The organism is Streptomyces sp. NPDC056738 (assembly GCF_042790435.1).
In the GTDB taxonomy this organism is placed as follows: Bacteria; Actinomycetota; Actinomycetes; order Streptomycetales; family Streptomycetaceae; genus Streptomyces.
Genome location: NZ_JBHTZF010000006.1, coordinates 284431 through 299592 on the forward strand (window position 1 = coordinate 284431; position 15162 = coordinate 299592).

The following is a 15162-nucleotide window of genomic DNA, read 5'->3' on the forward strand; positions in this document are numbered from 1 at the left end:
CGCCGCACCAACGGCACATTCCACTCACTTTTTGATCACCTCTGGACAGTCGCGCGTACGACCGTAGAGTGATGCCGATCACCAATGACAACAGGGGGAATCATGTCGCGGCGCGCTGTCGTCATCGGCGGGAGCGTGGCCGGCATGCTCGCCGCCGCGGCCCTGTTCCGGTCCATGGACGAAGTGATCGTCCTGGAGCGGGACGAGCTGCCCGACAGGCCGTCCCCGCGCAAGCGCATCCCCCAGGCACGGCACGCCCACATCCTGCTGCCGAGCGGACGCGACGCGATCCAGGAACTGCTTCCGGTGGCGGACGTGCACGGACGCCTGCTCGCCGCCGGGGCGCACGAGCAGTCCCTGACCGACATGCTGGGCTTCGGCCCGCAGGGCTGGTACCGCCGCTGGGACGTCGTGGCCGCGGACCTGCTGCTCACCTGCTGCAGCCGCGACCTGCTCGACTGGACCCTGCGTGACGCGGTCGTGGGCACGACTCCCGTCCGGGTCCGCCGGGCCGAGGCGGTGTCCCTGCTGGGAACCGCGGAACGCGTCACGGGTGTACGCGTTCTCGCCGAAGGCCTCCAGGAGGACCTGCGCGCCGACCTCGTCGTCGACGCGAGCGGACGGGGTTCGCGGGTGGAGCACTGGCTCGAAGGCCTCGGGGTGACGGACATACCGACCGACGAAGTCGACTCGGGACTCGTCTACGCCAGCCGGATCTTCCGTGTCCCGAAGGGCGCCGAGGACTTCCCGCTGACACAGGTCGAGGCCGACCCGACCGCGAACCGGCCGGGACGCTCCGGGAATCTCGTACCGATCGAAGGCGGCCGCTGGCTCGTCAGCCTCGCGGGCACGCGCGGCGGCGAACCCGGCAGCCGTCCCGAGGCGTTCACCGACTTCGCCCTCAACCTGCGCCACCCGATCATCGGTCAGCTCGTCTCGGCCGCCGAGCCGCTCACCGAGGTGTTCCTCAGCCGCAGCACCCGCAACAGGCGCCGCGACTTCGACAAGACGGCGATGCCCGAGGGCCTGGTGGTGCTCGGTGACGCCGTCGCCACCTTCAACCCCGTCTACGGCCAGGGCATGTCGGTGGCCGCCCTGGGCGCCCAGGCGCTGAGCCGGCAGTTGCGGCAGACCGACGTGACCGCTCCGGGCTTCGCCCGCGACGTCCAGCGGGCGGCCGCCAAGTCCGTCGCCGCCGCCTACACGATGAGCGCCTCGCAGGACCAGTGGTTCCCGGAGGTCGTGGGCAAGGCTCCGACGCTCGCGGACCGGCTCCTCAGCCGCTACATGGGCCGGATGTCACGCGTGGCCACCACCTCGTACGCCGTGTCCGCGGCGATGTGCCGGGTCATCACGCTCCAGGCCGACGCGAGCCGCCTCGTGGGCTCGGAGCTGCTCGTGGCCACACTGAAGGGACCTGTCAGGGAACCCCTCACCGGGCCTCCGCTGACCGAGGAGGAGAGCGCCTTCCTGGACTCCGTGGACCCGCTCGCCGTATGACGGCGGCGCGCGTCGCCGTATGACGCCGGCGCTCGCCGTACGGACGTCGGTCCCGCCCTTTCACGCTGCGGGCCTCCGTGCCACGGTCGCGCGAGGGGCCCGGGACGGCCGAGGCGCGCGGCGCGCTCAGGACGGCTGTCGCACCGCGGTTCTACGGGACTGGATCGCGGCGTCGACGATCGGTGTGCGCACCGCCTTGGACAGGCTCAGCAGGGACGGCTGGCCCGTGTCCAACGACCGCGAACCGACGGCCGGCCGACGCACGCGCGCGCTGACCGAGACCACCACGTCGACGTCACCCACCGAGATGCCGATGGTGCCGGTCTCCCCCATGGGAGTCGGCGCCTCCGCGAGAGCGGCCACGGCCACCATCGCGGCCATCCCGATCGTCTCGGCCTCCGCCGCCGAGGATCCGGCGGCCAGAGCGTCCCGGTAGGCGCGGCTGCGCACCTGGTCGTCGAGCTGTCCGGCGAGCCGTTTGAGACCGTCGCGAATGGCGGTCTCCCTTGTCGTGAGCCGCAGTTCGACGTCACCGATCATCCGCCACGACAGCGCGCCGAAACAGCGCCGCCGGCTGCCCGGCCCCGCCAGGAGCTGGAACAGCGGACGCAGCCGCACGAACGTGACGGCCGAGTCGACGCGCGGACCGACGAGGGGAAGGATGTAGCCGGCGGAGGCCAGACAGGAGCCGACCGCCACGAGCGGCGCGACGCTGGTGCTGAGGCTGTCCCAGTGGTCTCCGCGCCAATGAGCGGTCAGCGCGACGAACTTGACGACGCTGTAGGCGCTGGTGAACAGCCAGCCCAGCACGAGCAGGACCAACGAGCCCCGCGTCCAGCGTTTCACCTTCCGTATCCAGCTCCAGCACAACAGGGTCGTCGTCACCGCCGCCACCATGTGCGCCACCAGGTACAGCACGATCATCTCCCGGATGAACGGCGTCGAGGCGTAGTAGGTGTCGAAGTCGGCACGGCGCTCCACGGGCGCGTCGCCCAGCGAGAACAGCACGCCCTCGGCGGCGATCACGCCCAGGTAGCTGAACAGCCAGGCCCGCGACGTGCGCCGCACCTGGGCGGGGTCGCTGCCCCGCCAGTGCACGATGAGGATGAGCGAGGCCGCGCCGAACGCGGTCACCGCGCCGTAGGTCAGCGGTGCCGCCATGTTCGGAATGCCCGTAAGGCTGTTGACGAGAGCGACGGTGGGCGGCGCCCCGAGCACGAAACAGAGTCCCGAGAGAAAGATGACCGCGCAGAACGACCGCTTGAGCGGGTCCCTGCGGTGCCGGCGCAGATCCGGGAGCTGAGCGGCGAGGCCCATCCAGAGGACGGCGGCGGCGAGGTAGTAGATCAGTCCGTTCACATCGGACCCAGGAGGGTGCGAGGCCGGAGTCCCCGATGCGCGCCGGGGCGCGGGCCGGATTCCGGGATCGTCCTGTTCACCGAGGCGTACAGGCGGCCCCCACCCGCCAACCTACCGATACCGGCCAGAAGTTGACCGCTCAAGGCCTTCTCCGTCCTGCGCCCGGACCGGTGCCCGACCTGCCCCGAAAACACCGCAAACCCCTGCTCCCCGCGTTCATGGGGGCTTACGGACGCGTGCCCGAGCGGTCTCCGGGGCGTAGGTTCACCCGCGAGCCCGCCGTGCCCTTTCGGCCTCCTCATAGTCGTTCACCCTAGCCACCTTGTCACCCGCTCGAACTGTCGTCGGTGCAAAAGCACATGCGGAAAACGGCTTCCACCGGCAGCGACCCCCGGGGAGGGGTCGCTTTGGGGCGCATGTCCGGCTGCAGGGGTATCCGGACGGGGCCGGGACCCTCGGCACGGCGACGCGCCCCCTCGCTTCTCCCCGGCGAGGCCGCTCACCCCCGCAGTACGGAGATGAGCCCCGCCACGGTGCGTGCCATCGCCTCGCGCCCCACGCCCAGGTACTTCCGCGAGTCCACGGCGTCGGGGCTGGCGGTGAGGAACTCCCGTATGGCGCCCGTCATCGCGATGTTCAGCGCGGTACCGACGTTGACCTTGGCGATTCCGCCCTCGACGGCCGCCCGCAGCTCCCCGTCGGGCACCCCGGAGGAGCCGTGCAGGACGAGGGGGACGTCGAGCGCGGCGGCAAGGCGCTTGAGGAGGTCGTGGTCGAGGGCAGCGGTGCGGGTGGTCATGGCGTGCGAGCTGCCGATCGCCACCGCCAGGGCGTCCACGCCGGAGTCGGCCACGAAGGCCCGGGCCTCCTGGGGGTCGGTACGGGCACCCGGCGCGTGCGCGTCCCGCGGGGGTTCGCCGTTCTTGCCGCCGATCTCCCCCAACTCCGCCTCGATCCAAAGGCCTTGGGCGTGGGCCCAGTCGGCGGCGGCGCGGGTCGCGGCGAGGTTCTCCTCGTACGGCAGGCCCGATGCGTCGTACATGACGGAGCTGAACCCGGCACCGGGCGCCTGGCGCAGCAGCTCGTCGCTCTGTACGTGATCGAGGTGCAGGGCGACGGGCACGGAGGCCCGTTCGGCGGCGGCGGTCGCGGCGCGGGCCAGCGGGAGCAGCCTGCCGTGGCGGAACTTGACCGCGTTCTCGCTGACTTGGAGGACGACGGGCGCGCCGACCGACTCCGCCCCCGCTATGACGGCCTCGATGTGTTCGAGGGTGATGACGTTGAACGCGGCGACGGCGGTCCGGGGCTCGGCGGTCCGGGCGACCAGCTCTCCGGTTGCTGCGAGGGGCACAACTCCTCCTGTTCCATGGGGGATCGAGCCGAGCCGGGGCGGTGGCTTCGGCGGTACCGGTGGCCTTAAGGGCTGGGGGCCCCGGGGGCACCGGCGACCTCAAGGGCTCGGTGGCCCCGGCGGCACCGGCGACCTCAAGGGCTCGGTGGCCCTGGTGGCCCCGGTGACGGCGGCGACTGCGGCGGCTTCCGGGGGCTCGGTGAGCCCGGGGAACGGCGGGCGGTTCAGCCGTCGAGGATCACCGAGCGGGTGAGGTGGCGGGGCCGGTCGGGATCGAGCCCGCGTGCCGCGGCGACGGCGACGGCGAGGCGCTGGGCGCGGACGAGCTCGGCGAGCGGGTCGAGGCCCCCGCCGACCCACAGACCCCCGGTCCCGCGGACCTGTTCGGCCAGCCCGTCGGGCGCTTCGCCGAGCATCCAGGTGGCGGTGCCCTGCGTCGTGATGCTGATGGGGCCGTGCCGGTACTCCATCGCGGGGTAGGCCTCGGTCCAGGCGAGGGACGCCTCCCGCATCTTGAGCCCCGCCTCGTTGGCGAGCCCGACCGTCCAGCCGCGGCCGAGGAAGGTGAACTGCGAGCAACCGACGAGCTCTTCGGGCAGCGGGGTGTCGAGCGCGGTGCGCGCGTCCGCGACGACGGCCTCGCCGTGCAGGCCGAGGTGGGCGCGCAGCAGGGTGAGCGCGGTCGTGGCGAACCGGGTCTGCACGACGGAGCGTTCGTCGGCGAAGCCGAGCACGACGACGTCGTCCGCGGACTTCATCACGGGTGTGTCCGGATCGGCGGTGACGGCGGTCGTACGGGTCCGTCCGCGCAGTAGGCCGAGCAGTTCGAGCACTTCGGTGGTCGTCCCGGAACGGGTCAGGGCGACCACGCGATCGTACGAGCGGCCGGCGGGGAACTCCGAGGCGGCGAAGGCGTCCGTCTCCCCGTGCCCGGACTGTTCGCGGAGCACGGCCGTGGCCTGCGCCATGAAGAACGAGGTGCCGCATCCCACGATCGCGACACGCTCCCCGGGCGCCGGCAGCGCGGCCGCGTGCGCCGCCGCCTCGTCGGCCGCGCGGATCCAGCACTCGGGCTGGCTGTTCAGTTCGTCCTCGACATACGTCATGGCTTACCCCTCCCACCGATGCTCGTTTCTGCAAGATATAGCGAGGTTTCGAGCACAATCAAGCATCTGGACGCGGTTGGGGTGCGTTAAGGTCGCGGAGGAGCGAGGAAGGGAGAGCGCCGATGTCGCGGGACGCCCGGTGGAAGGCGCTGCTGGAACTGCTCGTGGAGCGGGGCCGTCTGGACGTCGAGGAGGCCGCTGCGCGGCTGGAGGTCTCGGCGGCGACGATCCGGCGCGACTTCGACCAGCTCGCCGAGCAGCAGATGCTCGTGCGCACCCGGGGCGGCGCGGTCGTGCACGGCGTCTCGTACGAACTGCCCCTGCGCTACAAGACGGCCCGTCACGCCTCCGAGAAGCAGCGCATCGCGAAGGCGGTCGCCGACCTCATCGCCCCCGGCGAGGCGGTGGGCCTCACCGGGGGGACCACGACGACCGAGGTGGCCCGCGCGCTCGCCGTACGCCCGGACCTGGCGTCCGGTTCCCCCGCGCTGACCGTGGTCACGAACGCGCTCAACATCGCGAACGAGCTCGCCGTACGCCCCCAGTTCAAGATCGTGACGACCGGCGGGGTCGCCCGGCCGCAGTCGTACGAGCTGATCGGGCCGCTCGCGGACGCCGTCCTCAAGCAGATCACCCTGGACGTCGCGGTGCTCGGCGTGGTCGCGTTCGACGCCACGCACGGAGCGGCCGCCCACGACGAGGCGGAGGCGGCGATCAACCGCCTGCTGTGCGAGCGGGCCGAGCGCGTGATCGTCGCCGCCGACTCCAGCAAGCTGGGGCAGCGCGCGTTCGCCCGCATCTGCGCGGCCGAGTCGGTGAACACCCTCGTCACGGACGCGGCGGCGGGGCCCGAGACGATCGGACGGTTCGAGGAAGCCGGCATCCAGGTCCTGGCCGTATGACCGTCCGGCCCGACCAGTCTTTCGACCGGACGACCGCCCGCGCCTGACGGCTCCGATCCTCGGGGCGGGACCCGGCTCACGGCACCGGACCTGGCTCACCGCACGGAGGCGCGGGACCTGCCTCACCACGCGGAGGCAGGACCTGGCTCACCGCGCGGAACCCGCCTGCGCCCGTCACCCGGCCGGCGGGCCAGCGGGCCGGCGGGCCAGCGGGCCAGCGGGCCGAAGCATGCTCGCGAGCGGCACGCGACCGCCCCGATCCCATGCCACGAAAGCCCCGGCGGACGTCGGCCTCCCCACGAGTGGACACCGCATGAACGTCAGAAACAGGGTCCGGTTACCATATGAGCGCCACCTAGCTCGAAAGATGATTCCTGTGACTGTCAACGACGACGCGTTCACCAACTGGAAGACCCGCGAAGAGATCGCGGAGTCGATGATCCCCATCATCGGGAGGCTGCACCGGGAGCAGGACGTCACCGTTCTCCTGCACAGCCGCTCCTTGGTGAACAAGTCGGTGGTGAGCATCCTCAAGACCCACCGCTTCGCCCGGCAGATCGCCGGCGAGGAGCTCTCGGTCACCGACACGCTTCCGTTCCTCCAGACGCTCACCACGCTCGATCTCGGCCCGTCCCAGATCGACATCGGCATGCTCGCCGCGACGTACGCGGCCGACGACCGCGGCCTGTCCGTCGAGGAGTTCACCGCCGAGGCGGTCTCCGGGGCCACCGGCGAGAACAAGATCGAGCGCCGCGAGGGCCGTGACGTCGTCCTCTACGGCTTCGGCCGCATCGGCCGGCTGCTCGCCCGCCTGCTCATCGAGAAGACCGGCTCCGGCAACGGCCTTCGCCTGCGTGCCATCGTCGTGCGCCAGGGCGGCGACCAGGACATCGTCAAGCGCGCCTCGCTGCTGCGCCGCGACTCCATCCACGGCCAGTTCCAGGGCACGATCACGGTCGACGAGGCGAACAGCACGATCATCGCCAACGGCAACGAGATCAAGGTCATCTACGCCAACGACCCGTCCGAGATCGACTACACGACGTACGGCATCAAGGACGCCATCCTCATCGACAACACCGGCAAGTGGCGTGACCGCGAGGGCCTCTCGAACCACCTGCGCCCCGGGATCGACAAGGTCGTCCTGACGGCTCCGGGCAAGGGCGACGTCCCGAACATCGTGCACGGCGTGAACCACGACACGATCAAGCCGGACGAGCAGATCCTGTCCTGCGCCTCCTGCACCACCAACGCGATCGTGCCGCCGCTCAAGGCGATGGCCGAGGAGTACGGCGTTCTGCGCGGCCACGTGGAGACCGTCCACTCGTTCACCAACGACCAGAACCTGCTGGACAATTACCACAGCTCCGACCGTCGCGGCCGCTCCGCGCCGCTCAACATGGTCATCACCGAGACGGGTGCCGCCTCCGCGGTCGCCAAGGCCCTGCCCGACCTCAAGGCGCCGATCACCGGCAGCTCGATCCGCGTTCCGGTGCCGGACGTCTCCATCGCGATCCTCAGCCTGCGTCTGGGCCGCGCGACGACCCGCGAGGAGGTCCTCGACTACCTCCGCAACGTGTCGCTGACCTCGCCGCTCAAGCGCCAGATCGACTTCATCAGCGCCCCCGACGCGGTGTCCAGCGACTTCATCGGCTCGCGCCACGCCTCGATCGTCGACGCCGGCGCCACCAAGGTCGAGGACGACAACGCGATCCTCTACCTCTGGTACGACAACGAGTTCGGCTACTCCTGCCAGGTCATCCGCGTCGTCCAGCACGTCTCGGGCGTGGAGTACCCGACGTTCCCGGCACCGGCGGCCTGAGCACGGATCCACCCCGGGCGCCTCGCGTTTCGGCGGGGGCTCCCGGGCGGGTGCGGTGAACACCCGAACCGCTCGCGGTACAGAGCACGATCGCTGAACGACGGCACGACACCGAGGGCCGCCATCCGCATTCCGGACGGCGGCCCCGGCTTCTGGAGCGGCTCGCCACCGAGTGGGACACGTGGGCGCCGACGGCTCACCCCGATCGCGGGCCGCACCGATCGATGGTCCGCGGCTCGACCTACGTTGTTCGGCCCCCGAGCCGGGCCCGACCGAAGCCCTATGACACTCGAGCCCGGTTCGACCGAAGCCGTACAGCCAGAGGTCGGGCTCTACCGAAGCCGTACGACCCCGAGCCCGGCCCGACCGAAGCCACGGCCCCGAGCCCGGCTCCACGGATACGCGAGCGGGACTCCATCCGGCCTCCACCAGCGCATTCGCATGATCGCGGCCCTCGAATCCCGGCCCGCCCCTCCCCTTGCCCCGAGCAGGGCAGCCGTCTAACGTGAGTTTGTGCCGCTCATAAACAAAACGGTCCCGCACAGTGTCGTGCCGGATCGTTCCCTCACCCGACTCCGTGTCACCCTCACCGCCTTCTTCGCCCTGGACGGCTTCGTCTTCGCCGGGTGGGTCGTCCGTATCCCCGCCATCAAGCACCAGACCGGCGCCTCCGCCGGCGCGCTCGGCCTCGCCCTTCTCGGCGTCTCCGCCGGGGCCGTGATCACCATGATGCTGACGGGGCGCCTGTGCCGGCGGTTCGGCAGTCACCCGGTGACCGTGGCCTGCGCGGCGCTGCTGTCCTTGAGCATCGTCCTGCCCCCGCTCGCCCACTCGGTACCGCTCCTCGGACTGTTCCTGCTGGTCTTCGGCGTGGGTTACGGCGGTATCAACGTCGCCATGAACAGCGCGGCCGTCGATCTCGTGGCCGCGCTGCGCCGCCCCGTGATGCCCAGCTTCCACGCGGCCTACAGCCTGGGCGGCATGCTCGGAGCGGCTCTCGGCGGGCTGGTCGCCGGGTATCTGTCCCCGACCCGCCACCTGGTCTGCGTCTCCGTCGTCGGCCTGCTCGTGACCGCCGTCGCGGGACGCGCGCTGCTCCGCGAGGAGGTCCCGGTCGCACCGGACCGCCCACAGGGCGACGCATCCGGACAGCGACGCCGTCTCGACTCCCGCACCCGCGGCCTGGTGGTCGTCTTCGGGCTGATCGCCCTGTGCACCTCGTACGGCGAGGGCGCCCTCGCCGACTGGGGCGCGCTCCATCTGCAGCAGGACCTGGACTCCCGCCCGGGGACCGCCGCCGTCGGCTACTCCTGTTTCGCCCTCGCCATGACGATCGGCCGGCTGAGCGGGACGACCCTGCTCGAACGGCTGGGCCGGACCCGCACGGTGGTCATGGGCGGCACGACGGCCGCGCTCGGCATGCTGCTCGGTTCGCTCGCGCCTTCCGTCTGGGCCGCGTTCCTCGGCTTCGCCGTCACCGGGCTCGGCCTCGCCAACGTCTTCCCCGTGGCGGTCGACCGGGCCGGCGCGCTCGCCGGGGCGAACGGGGTCGCCGTCGCCTCCACCCTCGGATACGGGGGGCTGCTGATCGGGCCGCCCGCCATCGGGTTCATGGCCGACTGGTACTCCCTGCCGACGGCGCTCACGAGCGTGGCGGCGCTGGCGGCCGTGGCCGCCCTGATCGGCTTCACGACGCGCCGCGCCGCGACGGGCTGACCGGCATGGGGAGGCACCCCGGCACAACGCGCTGACGGGGCATCGGAGTGCCGGGCCCCCCGGGCTGACGGGGGCGGGGAGGCGCCGAGCGAGGCGACGGCAGGGCCGAGCCCCAGCCCCGACACGCTGAAGTCGCCTCCCCTCCCCCGCACTTCAGCCCCGCCCTCCGCGCCCGGCGCCCGCGTCGGGCACACTTCTCGGCATGGAGATTCGGGAGTTCGTGGAGACCCTGGACCAGGAGGGCCGGTCGCTGGCCACCGCCGCGGAGAAGGCCGGCACCGACGCCGAGGTCGCGACCTGCCCCGGCTGGCGGGTCGGGGATCTGGTGCGGCACACGGGCATGGTCCACCGCTGGGCCACCGCGTTCGTCGCCGAGGGGCTCACCTCGTACCACCCCGACGGCGGTCTGCCGGATCTGGACCACGACGAGTTGCTGACCTGGTTCCGTGACGGGCACCGCCGGCTCGTGGACACGCTGACCGACGCCTCGCCGGACGTGCGGTGCTGGAGCTTCCTGCCGGCACCCTCGCCGCTGGCCTTCTGGGCGCGCCGCCAGGCGCACGAGACCACGGTGCACCGGGTCGACGCCGAGTCGGCACTCGGCGGGGAACCCACCGCCGTCCCCTCGGACTTCGCGGTCGACGGGATCGACGAGCTGCTGCGCGGATTCCACGGCCGGGACAGGAGCAGGGTCCGCACCGAGGAACCCCGGGTGCTGCGCGTGCGGGCCACGGACCGCGCGGACGCCGTGTGGACCGTACGCCTGTCGTCCGGACCGCCGCTCGCCGAGCGCGGCGCTGCCCCGGATACCCATCGTGAGGTGGACGCGGGCGTGGACTGCGAGTTGGCGGGACCGGCCGCGGGGCTCTACCTGGCCCTGTGGAACCGCGCCCCGTTCCCGGCCGTGACGGGTGACGCCTCACTCGCCACGCTGTGGCGGGAGAAGTCCGCCATCACCTGGAGCTGAGGAGCACTTCCGCCGGCCTGCCCTCCGCGTCGGCGGGGAACCGCGGACCCGGCGGCAGCCCGGTCACTCCCCGCAGGCCGCCGGGTCGCCCGCCAGCATCCGGGCCAGGACGGCACGCTGCAACGGCAGTACCTCGCCGTGCAGTTCACGCCCCTTCGGGGTGACGCACACCCGCACGCCGCGTCGGTCCTCGGCGCACATTCCGCGCGTCACGAGGCCGTCCTTCTCCAGACGTCCGATCAGGCGGGACAGGGCGCTCTGACTGAGATGGACGCGCTCGGAGATCTCCTGGACGCGGAAGCTGGGGCCGCCGTCCGCGGCCGTCCCCGTCGTCAGCAGGTCGAGGACCTCGAAGTCACTGGCTCCCAGACCGTGGGGATGCAGCTCGCGGTCGAGTTCGCACAGGGTGCGGGCGTGCACCGTCAGGATGCCGCGCCACTGGTCCACGAGCACTTGCTCGGCATTCTCGGCAGCCATGCACGCACCGTAGCAAAGAATCGACTTTGTTGCGTCGTAATTAAATGCGCTTGCATTGAATGCATGTGCATGTACTGTCGACCGCATGACCTCTCCGCTCACCCACCCCGCGCCGGGACGCTGGACCCCCCGGCTGTGGGGCACCCTGCTCGTGCTCTGCGCCGCGATGTTCCTGGACGCGCTGGACGTGTCGATGGTCGGCGTGGCACTGCCGTCCATCGGCTCCGAACTCGACCTCTCCACCTCGACGCTCCAATGGGTCGTCAGCGGCTACATCCTGGGCTACGGCGGGCTGCTGCTCCTCGGCGGACGCACCGCCGACCTGCTGGGCCGCCGTCAGGTCTTCCTCGTGGCCCTCGCCGTGTTCGCGCTCGCCTCGCTGCTCGGCGGCCTCGTCGACTCGGGCCCGCTGCTGATCGCCAGCCGGTTCATCAAGGGGCTGAGCGCCGCGTTCACCGCGCCCGCCGGCCTGTCGATCATCACCACGACGTTCGCCGAGGGCCCGCTGCGCAACCGCGCGCTCTCGATCTACACCACCTGCGCGGCCACCGGATTCTCCATGGGCCTGGTCCTGTCCGGGCTGCTCACCGAGGCGAGCTGGCGGCTGACCATGCTGCTTCCCGCCCCCATCGCGGTCGCCGCACTGTTCGCGGGCATGAAGCTCATCCCGCGCAGCGAACGCGAGAAGAGCCACGGCGGTTACGACATCCCGGGCGCCGTCCTCGGCACCGCCTCGATGCTGCTGCTCGTCTTCACCGTCGTCCAGGCCCCCGAAGCCGGCTGGGGATCGGCCCGGACCCTGCTGTCCTTCCTCGCCGTCGCCGTGCTGCTCACCGTCTTCGTCCGCGTCGAACGGCGCAGCGCGAGCCCGCTGATCCGGCTCGGCGTGCTGCGCTCCGGCAGCCAGGTCCGGGCCCAGCTCGGCGCGATGGCGTTCTTCGGCTCGTACGTCGGCTTCCAGTTCCTCGTCACGCTGTACATGCAGTCGCTGCTCGGCTGGTCGGCCCTGCACACCGCGCTCGCCTTCCTGCCGGCCGGTGCACTGGTCGCCCTGTCCTCCACGAAGGTGGGTGCCGTCGTCGACCGGTTCGGCACACCCCGCCTCATCGCGGCGGGCTTCGCCCTGATGGTCGCGGGGTACGCGCTGTTCCTCCGCGTCGACCTCGACCCCGTCTACGCGACGCTCATCCTGCCCACCATGCTGCTGATCGGCGCCGCGTGCGCCCTCGTCTTCCCGTCCCTCAACATCCAGGCGACCAACGGCGTCGACGACCATGAGCAGGGCATGGTCTCGGGCCTGCTCAACACCTCGGTGCAGGTCGGCGGCGCGATCTTCCTCGCGGTCGTCACGGCCGTCGTCACCGCGAGCTCCTCCGCGGGATCCTCGCCCCAGGACGTCCTCGACAGCTACCGCACCGGCCTGATGGTGGTGACCGGCATCGCCTTGGCCGGCCTGCTGATCACCCTGCCCGGCCTGCGCACCACGCGCCGACGGGAGTCCCTCGTCGTCGCCCGCTCCGACGAGCCCGTACACCCCGACCAGACGGTGGCGGAGCCGGCGCCGGAACGGGTCGGCGTCCTCGACAACTGACCACCCGACGCACACGCCCGGCGGGGTTCTTGCTCCGCCGGGCGCACGGCTGTTGACTCGGCCCATGAACAACAACGGGGAAATCGCGGGTGGTTACCGCAGCCGTGCCGACGTGACGCGGGCGCCACACACCCATGCACAGCATCAGGCACGGCGCGACGCCGTGACCGTCGAGATCGGATACGCCCTGGCCAGCGCCGCGTTCGTGGCAGCGGTCGCCTTCGGGGTGGTCACCGGTCCCGCTCTCTTCCTGGACCTGTCGTCCGCCACAGTGCACGCGCTCGTCACCGTTGGCGGCACCCTGGCCACCACCCTCTTCGCGCTGCGGGTGGCCACCGTACTGTTCCGCTTCCACCGGGAAGACGCCGTCCCTCAGCCCAGCCAGCCCGGTCGTACCAGGCCCGACTCATAGGCGAGTACGACCAGTTGGGCGCGGTCGCGGGCGCCCAGTTTCACCATCGTCCGGCTGACGTGGGTCTTGGCCGTGAGCGGGCTGACGACCAGGCGGCGGGCGATCTCCTCGTTCGAGAGGCCGATGCCGACCAGCGCCATCACCTCCCGTTCGCGCTCGGTGAGTTCGGCCAGGCTCGCGACCGACTCCGGCTGCTTCGAGCGCGCCGCGAACTCGGCGATCAGCCGACGGGTCACCCCGGGCGAGAGCAGGGCGTCGCCCTCGACCACCGCCCGTACCGCGCGCAGCAGTTCCTCGGGCTCGGTGTCCTTGACGAGGAAGCCGGAGGCACCGGAGCGGATGGCCTCGAAGACGTACTCGTCCAGCTCGAACGTGGTGAGCATGACCACCTTGACGTCCCCGAGCGCCGCGTCGCCGGTGATACGGCGCGTGGCGGCGAGGCCGTCCAGCACGGGCATCCGGATGTCCATCAGGACGACGTCCGGAACCAGTTCACGGACCGCCCGCACCGCCTGCTCGCCGTCGGCGGCCTCCCCGGCCACCTCGATGTCCGGCTGGGCGTCGAGCAGGGCCTTGAAGCCGGCTCTGACCAGTGACTGGTCGTCGGCGAGCAGGACGCGGATCACCGGTTCTCCTCCTTGGCCTTCCACGGCAGTACGGCCAGCACCCGGAACCCTCCGTCGTCGCGTGGACCGGCCTCGATCGTGCCACCCAGCGCGGCCGCCCGCTCCCGCATGCCCGCGAGCCCGTTGCCACTTCCACCCGCGTCCGCGCCGGTGGCCGGACCGTCGTCGTCGATCCGCAGCCGCAGCACGCCCCGCTCGTGATCGAACCGCACCCGTGCCCGGCGCGACCCCGAATGCCGTACGACATTGGTGAGCGCTTCCTGGACGATGCGGAACGCGGCGAGGTCGGTGCCGGGCGCCGGCGCCGGTACCTCACCCTCGATCTCGACGGTGAGACCGGCGCTCGCCGCCTGCTCGACCAGTTCGGGAAGCCGGTCGAGCCCGGGAGCGGGCGCGCGCGGCGCCTCCCCGGGCGCTCGCAGGGTGTCGAGCACCTGCCGGACCTCGCCGAGCGCCTCCTTGCTGGCCGCCTTGATGGTGGTGAGTGCCGTACGCGCCTGTTCGGGATCGGAGTCGAGGAGCGCGAGCCCCACGCCCGCCTGGACGTTGATCACCGAGATGCTGTGCGCCAGCACGTCGTGCAGTTCACGCGCGATCCGCAGACGTTCCTCGTCGGCGCGGCGCCGGGCCGCCTGCGCGCGCTCGGCCCGTTCCCGGCTCCACTGCTCGCGGCGCACCCGCACCAACTCCGCCAGGGCCACCACCGCCACGACCCAGGTGGCGATGCCGATCTCCTGCATCCAGGAGGGCGGGAGGTCGCCCGTCGGGGGCAGTTGGCGGTACAGCCAGTGGGCGACCACGAGATGCCCCGCCCACAGCAGGCCGAGCGCCGTCCAGGCCGCCTTGCGGTGCCCGGCCACCACGGCGCTGAAGCAGCCAACGGCCACGGGGAGGAAGACCGGCCCGTAGGGATATCCGGCGGCCACGTAGACCATGGCCACCGCGGCCGTTCCGAACACGACGACCACGGGATGGCGCTGGCGCCACAGCAGCAGGCCGGAGCCCACCAGGAGAAGCGCCCGGGAGAAGGGGTCCAGGGCGAGCCGGTCGCCGTGCTGGGCGTGGGCGGCGAAGTTGGAACCGATCAACACGAAAGCGGTGAGCAGCAGCGTGGAACGCCAGGGCCAGCGCGCGCGGCGCCCCTCGTCGTCCCGGCGGTCCCACCCGGGCGGCCCGTGCCACCAGCGCGACGGACCGCCCCACGTCCGCGCCGCGGGTGTGTGCTGCTCTTCCATGGCCGTCACGCTAGACGGCCGACCGCGACGGCGGCGTCCGCCGGGCGAGGTGATCACCCGTACTCCCCACGGAGTACGAGGCGACCGAGACCCGGCCG

The 15162-nt window shown here is 71.7% G+C and carries 13 protein-coding genes; 7 read left to right on the top strand and 6 right to left on the bottom strand.

Annotated features, from left to right (window positions below):
- The first annotated feature begins 102 nt into the window (after positions 1-102).
- Positions 103-1500 carry an FAD-dependent oxidoreductase gene (locus ACFRIC_RS18265; protein ID WP_382786658.1) on the top strand — a complete coding sequence of 466 codons (1398 nt, stop codon included), beginning with the start codon at positions 103-105 and terminating at the stop codon, positions 1498-1500.
- Between the two features lie 126 nt (positions 1501-1626).
- Here the strand turns inward: ACFRIC_RS18265 and ACFRIC_RS18270 are convergent, their stop codons facing one another.
- From ACFRIC_RS18270 to ACFRIC_RS18280, 3 genes are all read right to left on the bottom strand, one after another.
- Positions 1627-2859: an MAB_1171c family putative transporter gene (locus ACFRIC_RS18270; protein ID WP_382786661.1), complete on the bottom strand. Its 1233-nt coding sequence runs from the start codon at positions 2857-2859 to the stop codon at positions 1627-1629.
- Positions 2860-3358: 499 nt separating this feature from the next.
- Entirely contained in the window at positions 3359-4210 is an 852-nt protein-coding gene (locus ACFRIC_RS18275) for a ketose-bisphosphate aldolase (protein WP_382786664.1), read from the bottom strand.
- Between the two features lie 224 nt (positions 4211-4434).
- The gene (locus tag ACFRIC_RS18280) at positions 4435-5316 is read right to left on the bottom strand and encodes an SIS domain-containing protein (RefSeq protein ID WP_382786666.1); all 882 of its coding nucleotides are present in this window, start codon (positions 5314-5316) and stop codon (positions 4435-4437) included.
- A 122-nt stretch (positions 5317-5438) separates the two neighbouring features.
- On the opposite strand from ACFRIC_RS18280, the gene ACFRIC_RS18285 reads away from it, so the two are divergent.
- The 4 genes from ACFRIC_RS18285 (at position 5439) to ACFRIC_RS18300 (ending at position 10723) form a co-directional block, all read left to right on the top strand.
- Entirely contained in the window at positions 5439-6218 is a 780-nt protein-coding gene (locus ACFRIC_RS18285; protein ID WP_382786669.1) for a DeoR/GlpR family DNA-binding transcription regulator, read from the top strand.
- Positions 6219-6594: 376 nt separating this feature from the next.
- On the top strand, positions 6595-8040 hold the full coding sequence (locus ACFRIC_RS18290; protein WP_382786672.1) for a glyceraldehyde-3-phosphate dehydrogenase: 1446 nt from the start codon (positions 6595-6597) through the stop codon (positions 8038-8040).
- Between the two features lie 549 nt (positions 8041-8589).
- Positions 8590-9756, top strand: coding sequence for an MFS transporter (locus ACFRIC_RS18295; RefSeq protein WP_382786675.1), 1167 nt, complete (start codon positions 8590-8592; stop codon positions 9754-9756).
- Positions 9757-9958: 202 nt separating this feature from the next.
- Entirely contained in the window at positions 9959-10723 is a 765-nt protein-coding gene (locus ACFRIC_RS18300; RefSeq protein ID WP_382786677.1) for a maleylpyruvate isomerase family mycothiol-dependent enzyme, read from the top strand.
- A gap of 63 nt (positions 10724-10786) precedes the next feature.
- Here the strand turns inward: ACFRIC_RS18300 and ACFRIC_RS18305 are convergent, their stop codons facing one another.
- On the bottom strand, positions 10787-11200 hold the full coding sequence (locus ACFRIC_RS18305; protein ID WP_382786680.1) for a MarR family winged helix-turn-helix transcriptional regulator: 414 nt from the start codon (positions 11198-11200) through the stop codon (positions 10787-10789).
- 85 nt (positions 11201-11285) lie between these two features.
- On the opposite strand from ACFRIC_RS18305, the gene ACFRIC_RS18310 reads away from it, so the two are divergent.
- Positions 11286-12791: an MFS transporter gene (locus ACFRIC_RS18310; protein ID WP_382786683.1), complete on the top strand. Its 1506-nt coding sequence runs from the start codon at positions 11286-11288 to the stop codon at positions 12789-12791.
- Between the two features lie 64 nt (positions 12792-12855).
- Complete coding sequence (locus tag ACFRIC_RS18315) at positions 12856-13203, top strand: DUF6332 family protein (protein WP_382786686.1); 348 nt, start codon at positions 12856-12858, stop codon at positions 13201-13203.
- On the opposite strand, the gene ACFRIC_RS18320 is transcribed toward ACFRIC_RS18315, so the two are convergent.
- Both ACFRIC_RS18320 and ACFRIC_RS18325 read right to left on the bottom strand, forming a co-directional pair.
- Positions 13164-13829 carry a response regulator gene (locus ACFRIC_RS18320; RefSeq protein ID WP_382786689.1) on the bottom strand — a complete coding sequence of 222 codons (666 nt, stop codon included), beginning with the start codon at positions 13827-13829 and terminating at the stop codon, positions 13164-13166. The genes ACFRIC_RS18315 and ACFRIC_RS18320 overlap by 40 nt on opposite strands.
- A complete protein-coding gene (locus ACFRIC_RS18325; RefSeq protein ID WP_382786692.1) occupies positions 13826-15064 on the bottom strand; it encodes a sensor histidine kinase in 1239 nt (412 codons plus the stop codon). The genes ACFRIC_RS18320 and ACFRIC_RS18325 overlap by 4 nt, the downstream gene beginning before the upstream one ends.
- Positions 15065-15162: the final 98 nt, after the last annotated feature.

What these genes read in the sequence shown, in the direction of transcription:
- ACFRIC_RS18300 (WP_382786677.1), top strand. Translation starts at nt 9,959, where the DNA reads ATGGAGATTCGGGAGTTCGTGGAGACCCTGGACCAGGAGGGCCGGTCG.
- ACFRIC_RS18285 (WP_382786669.1), top strand. Translation starts at nt 5,439, where the DNA reads ATGTCGCGGGACGCCCGGTGGAAGGCGCTGCTGGAACTGCTCGTGGAG.
- ACFRIC_RS18305 (WP_382786680.1), bottom strand. Translation starts at nt 11,200, where the DNA reads ATGGCTGCCGAGAATGCCGAGCAAGTGCTCGTGGACCAGTGGCGCGGC.
- ACFRIC_RS18315 (WP_382786686.1), top strand. Translation starts at nt 12,856, where the DNA reads ATGAACAACAACGGGGAAATCGCGGGTGGTTACCGCAGCCGTGCCGAC.
- ACFRIC_RS18265 (WP_382786658.1), top strand. Translation starts at nt 103, where the DNA reads ATGTCGCGGCGCGCTGTCGTCATCGGCGGGAGCGTGGCCGGCATGCTC.
- ACFRIC_RS18280 (WP_382786666.1), bottom strand. Translation starts at nt 5,316, where the DNA reads ATGACGTATGTCGAGGACGAACTGAACAGCCAGCCCGAGTGCTGGATC.
- ACFRIC_RS18325 (WP_382786692.1), bottom strand. Translation starts at nt 15,064, where the DNA reads ATGGAAGAGCAGCACACACCCGCGGCGCGGACGTGGGGCGGTCCGTCG.
- ACFRIC_RS18310 (WP_382786683.1), top strand. Translation starts at nt 11,286, where the DNA reads ATGACCTCTCCGCTCACCCACCCCGCGCCGGGACGCTGGACCCCCCGG.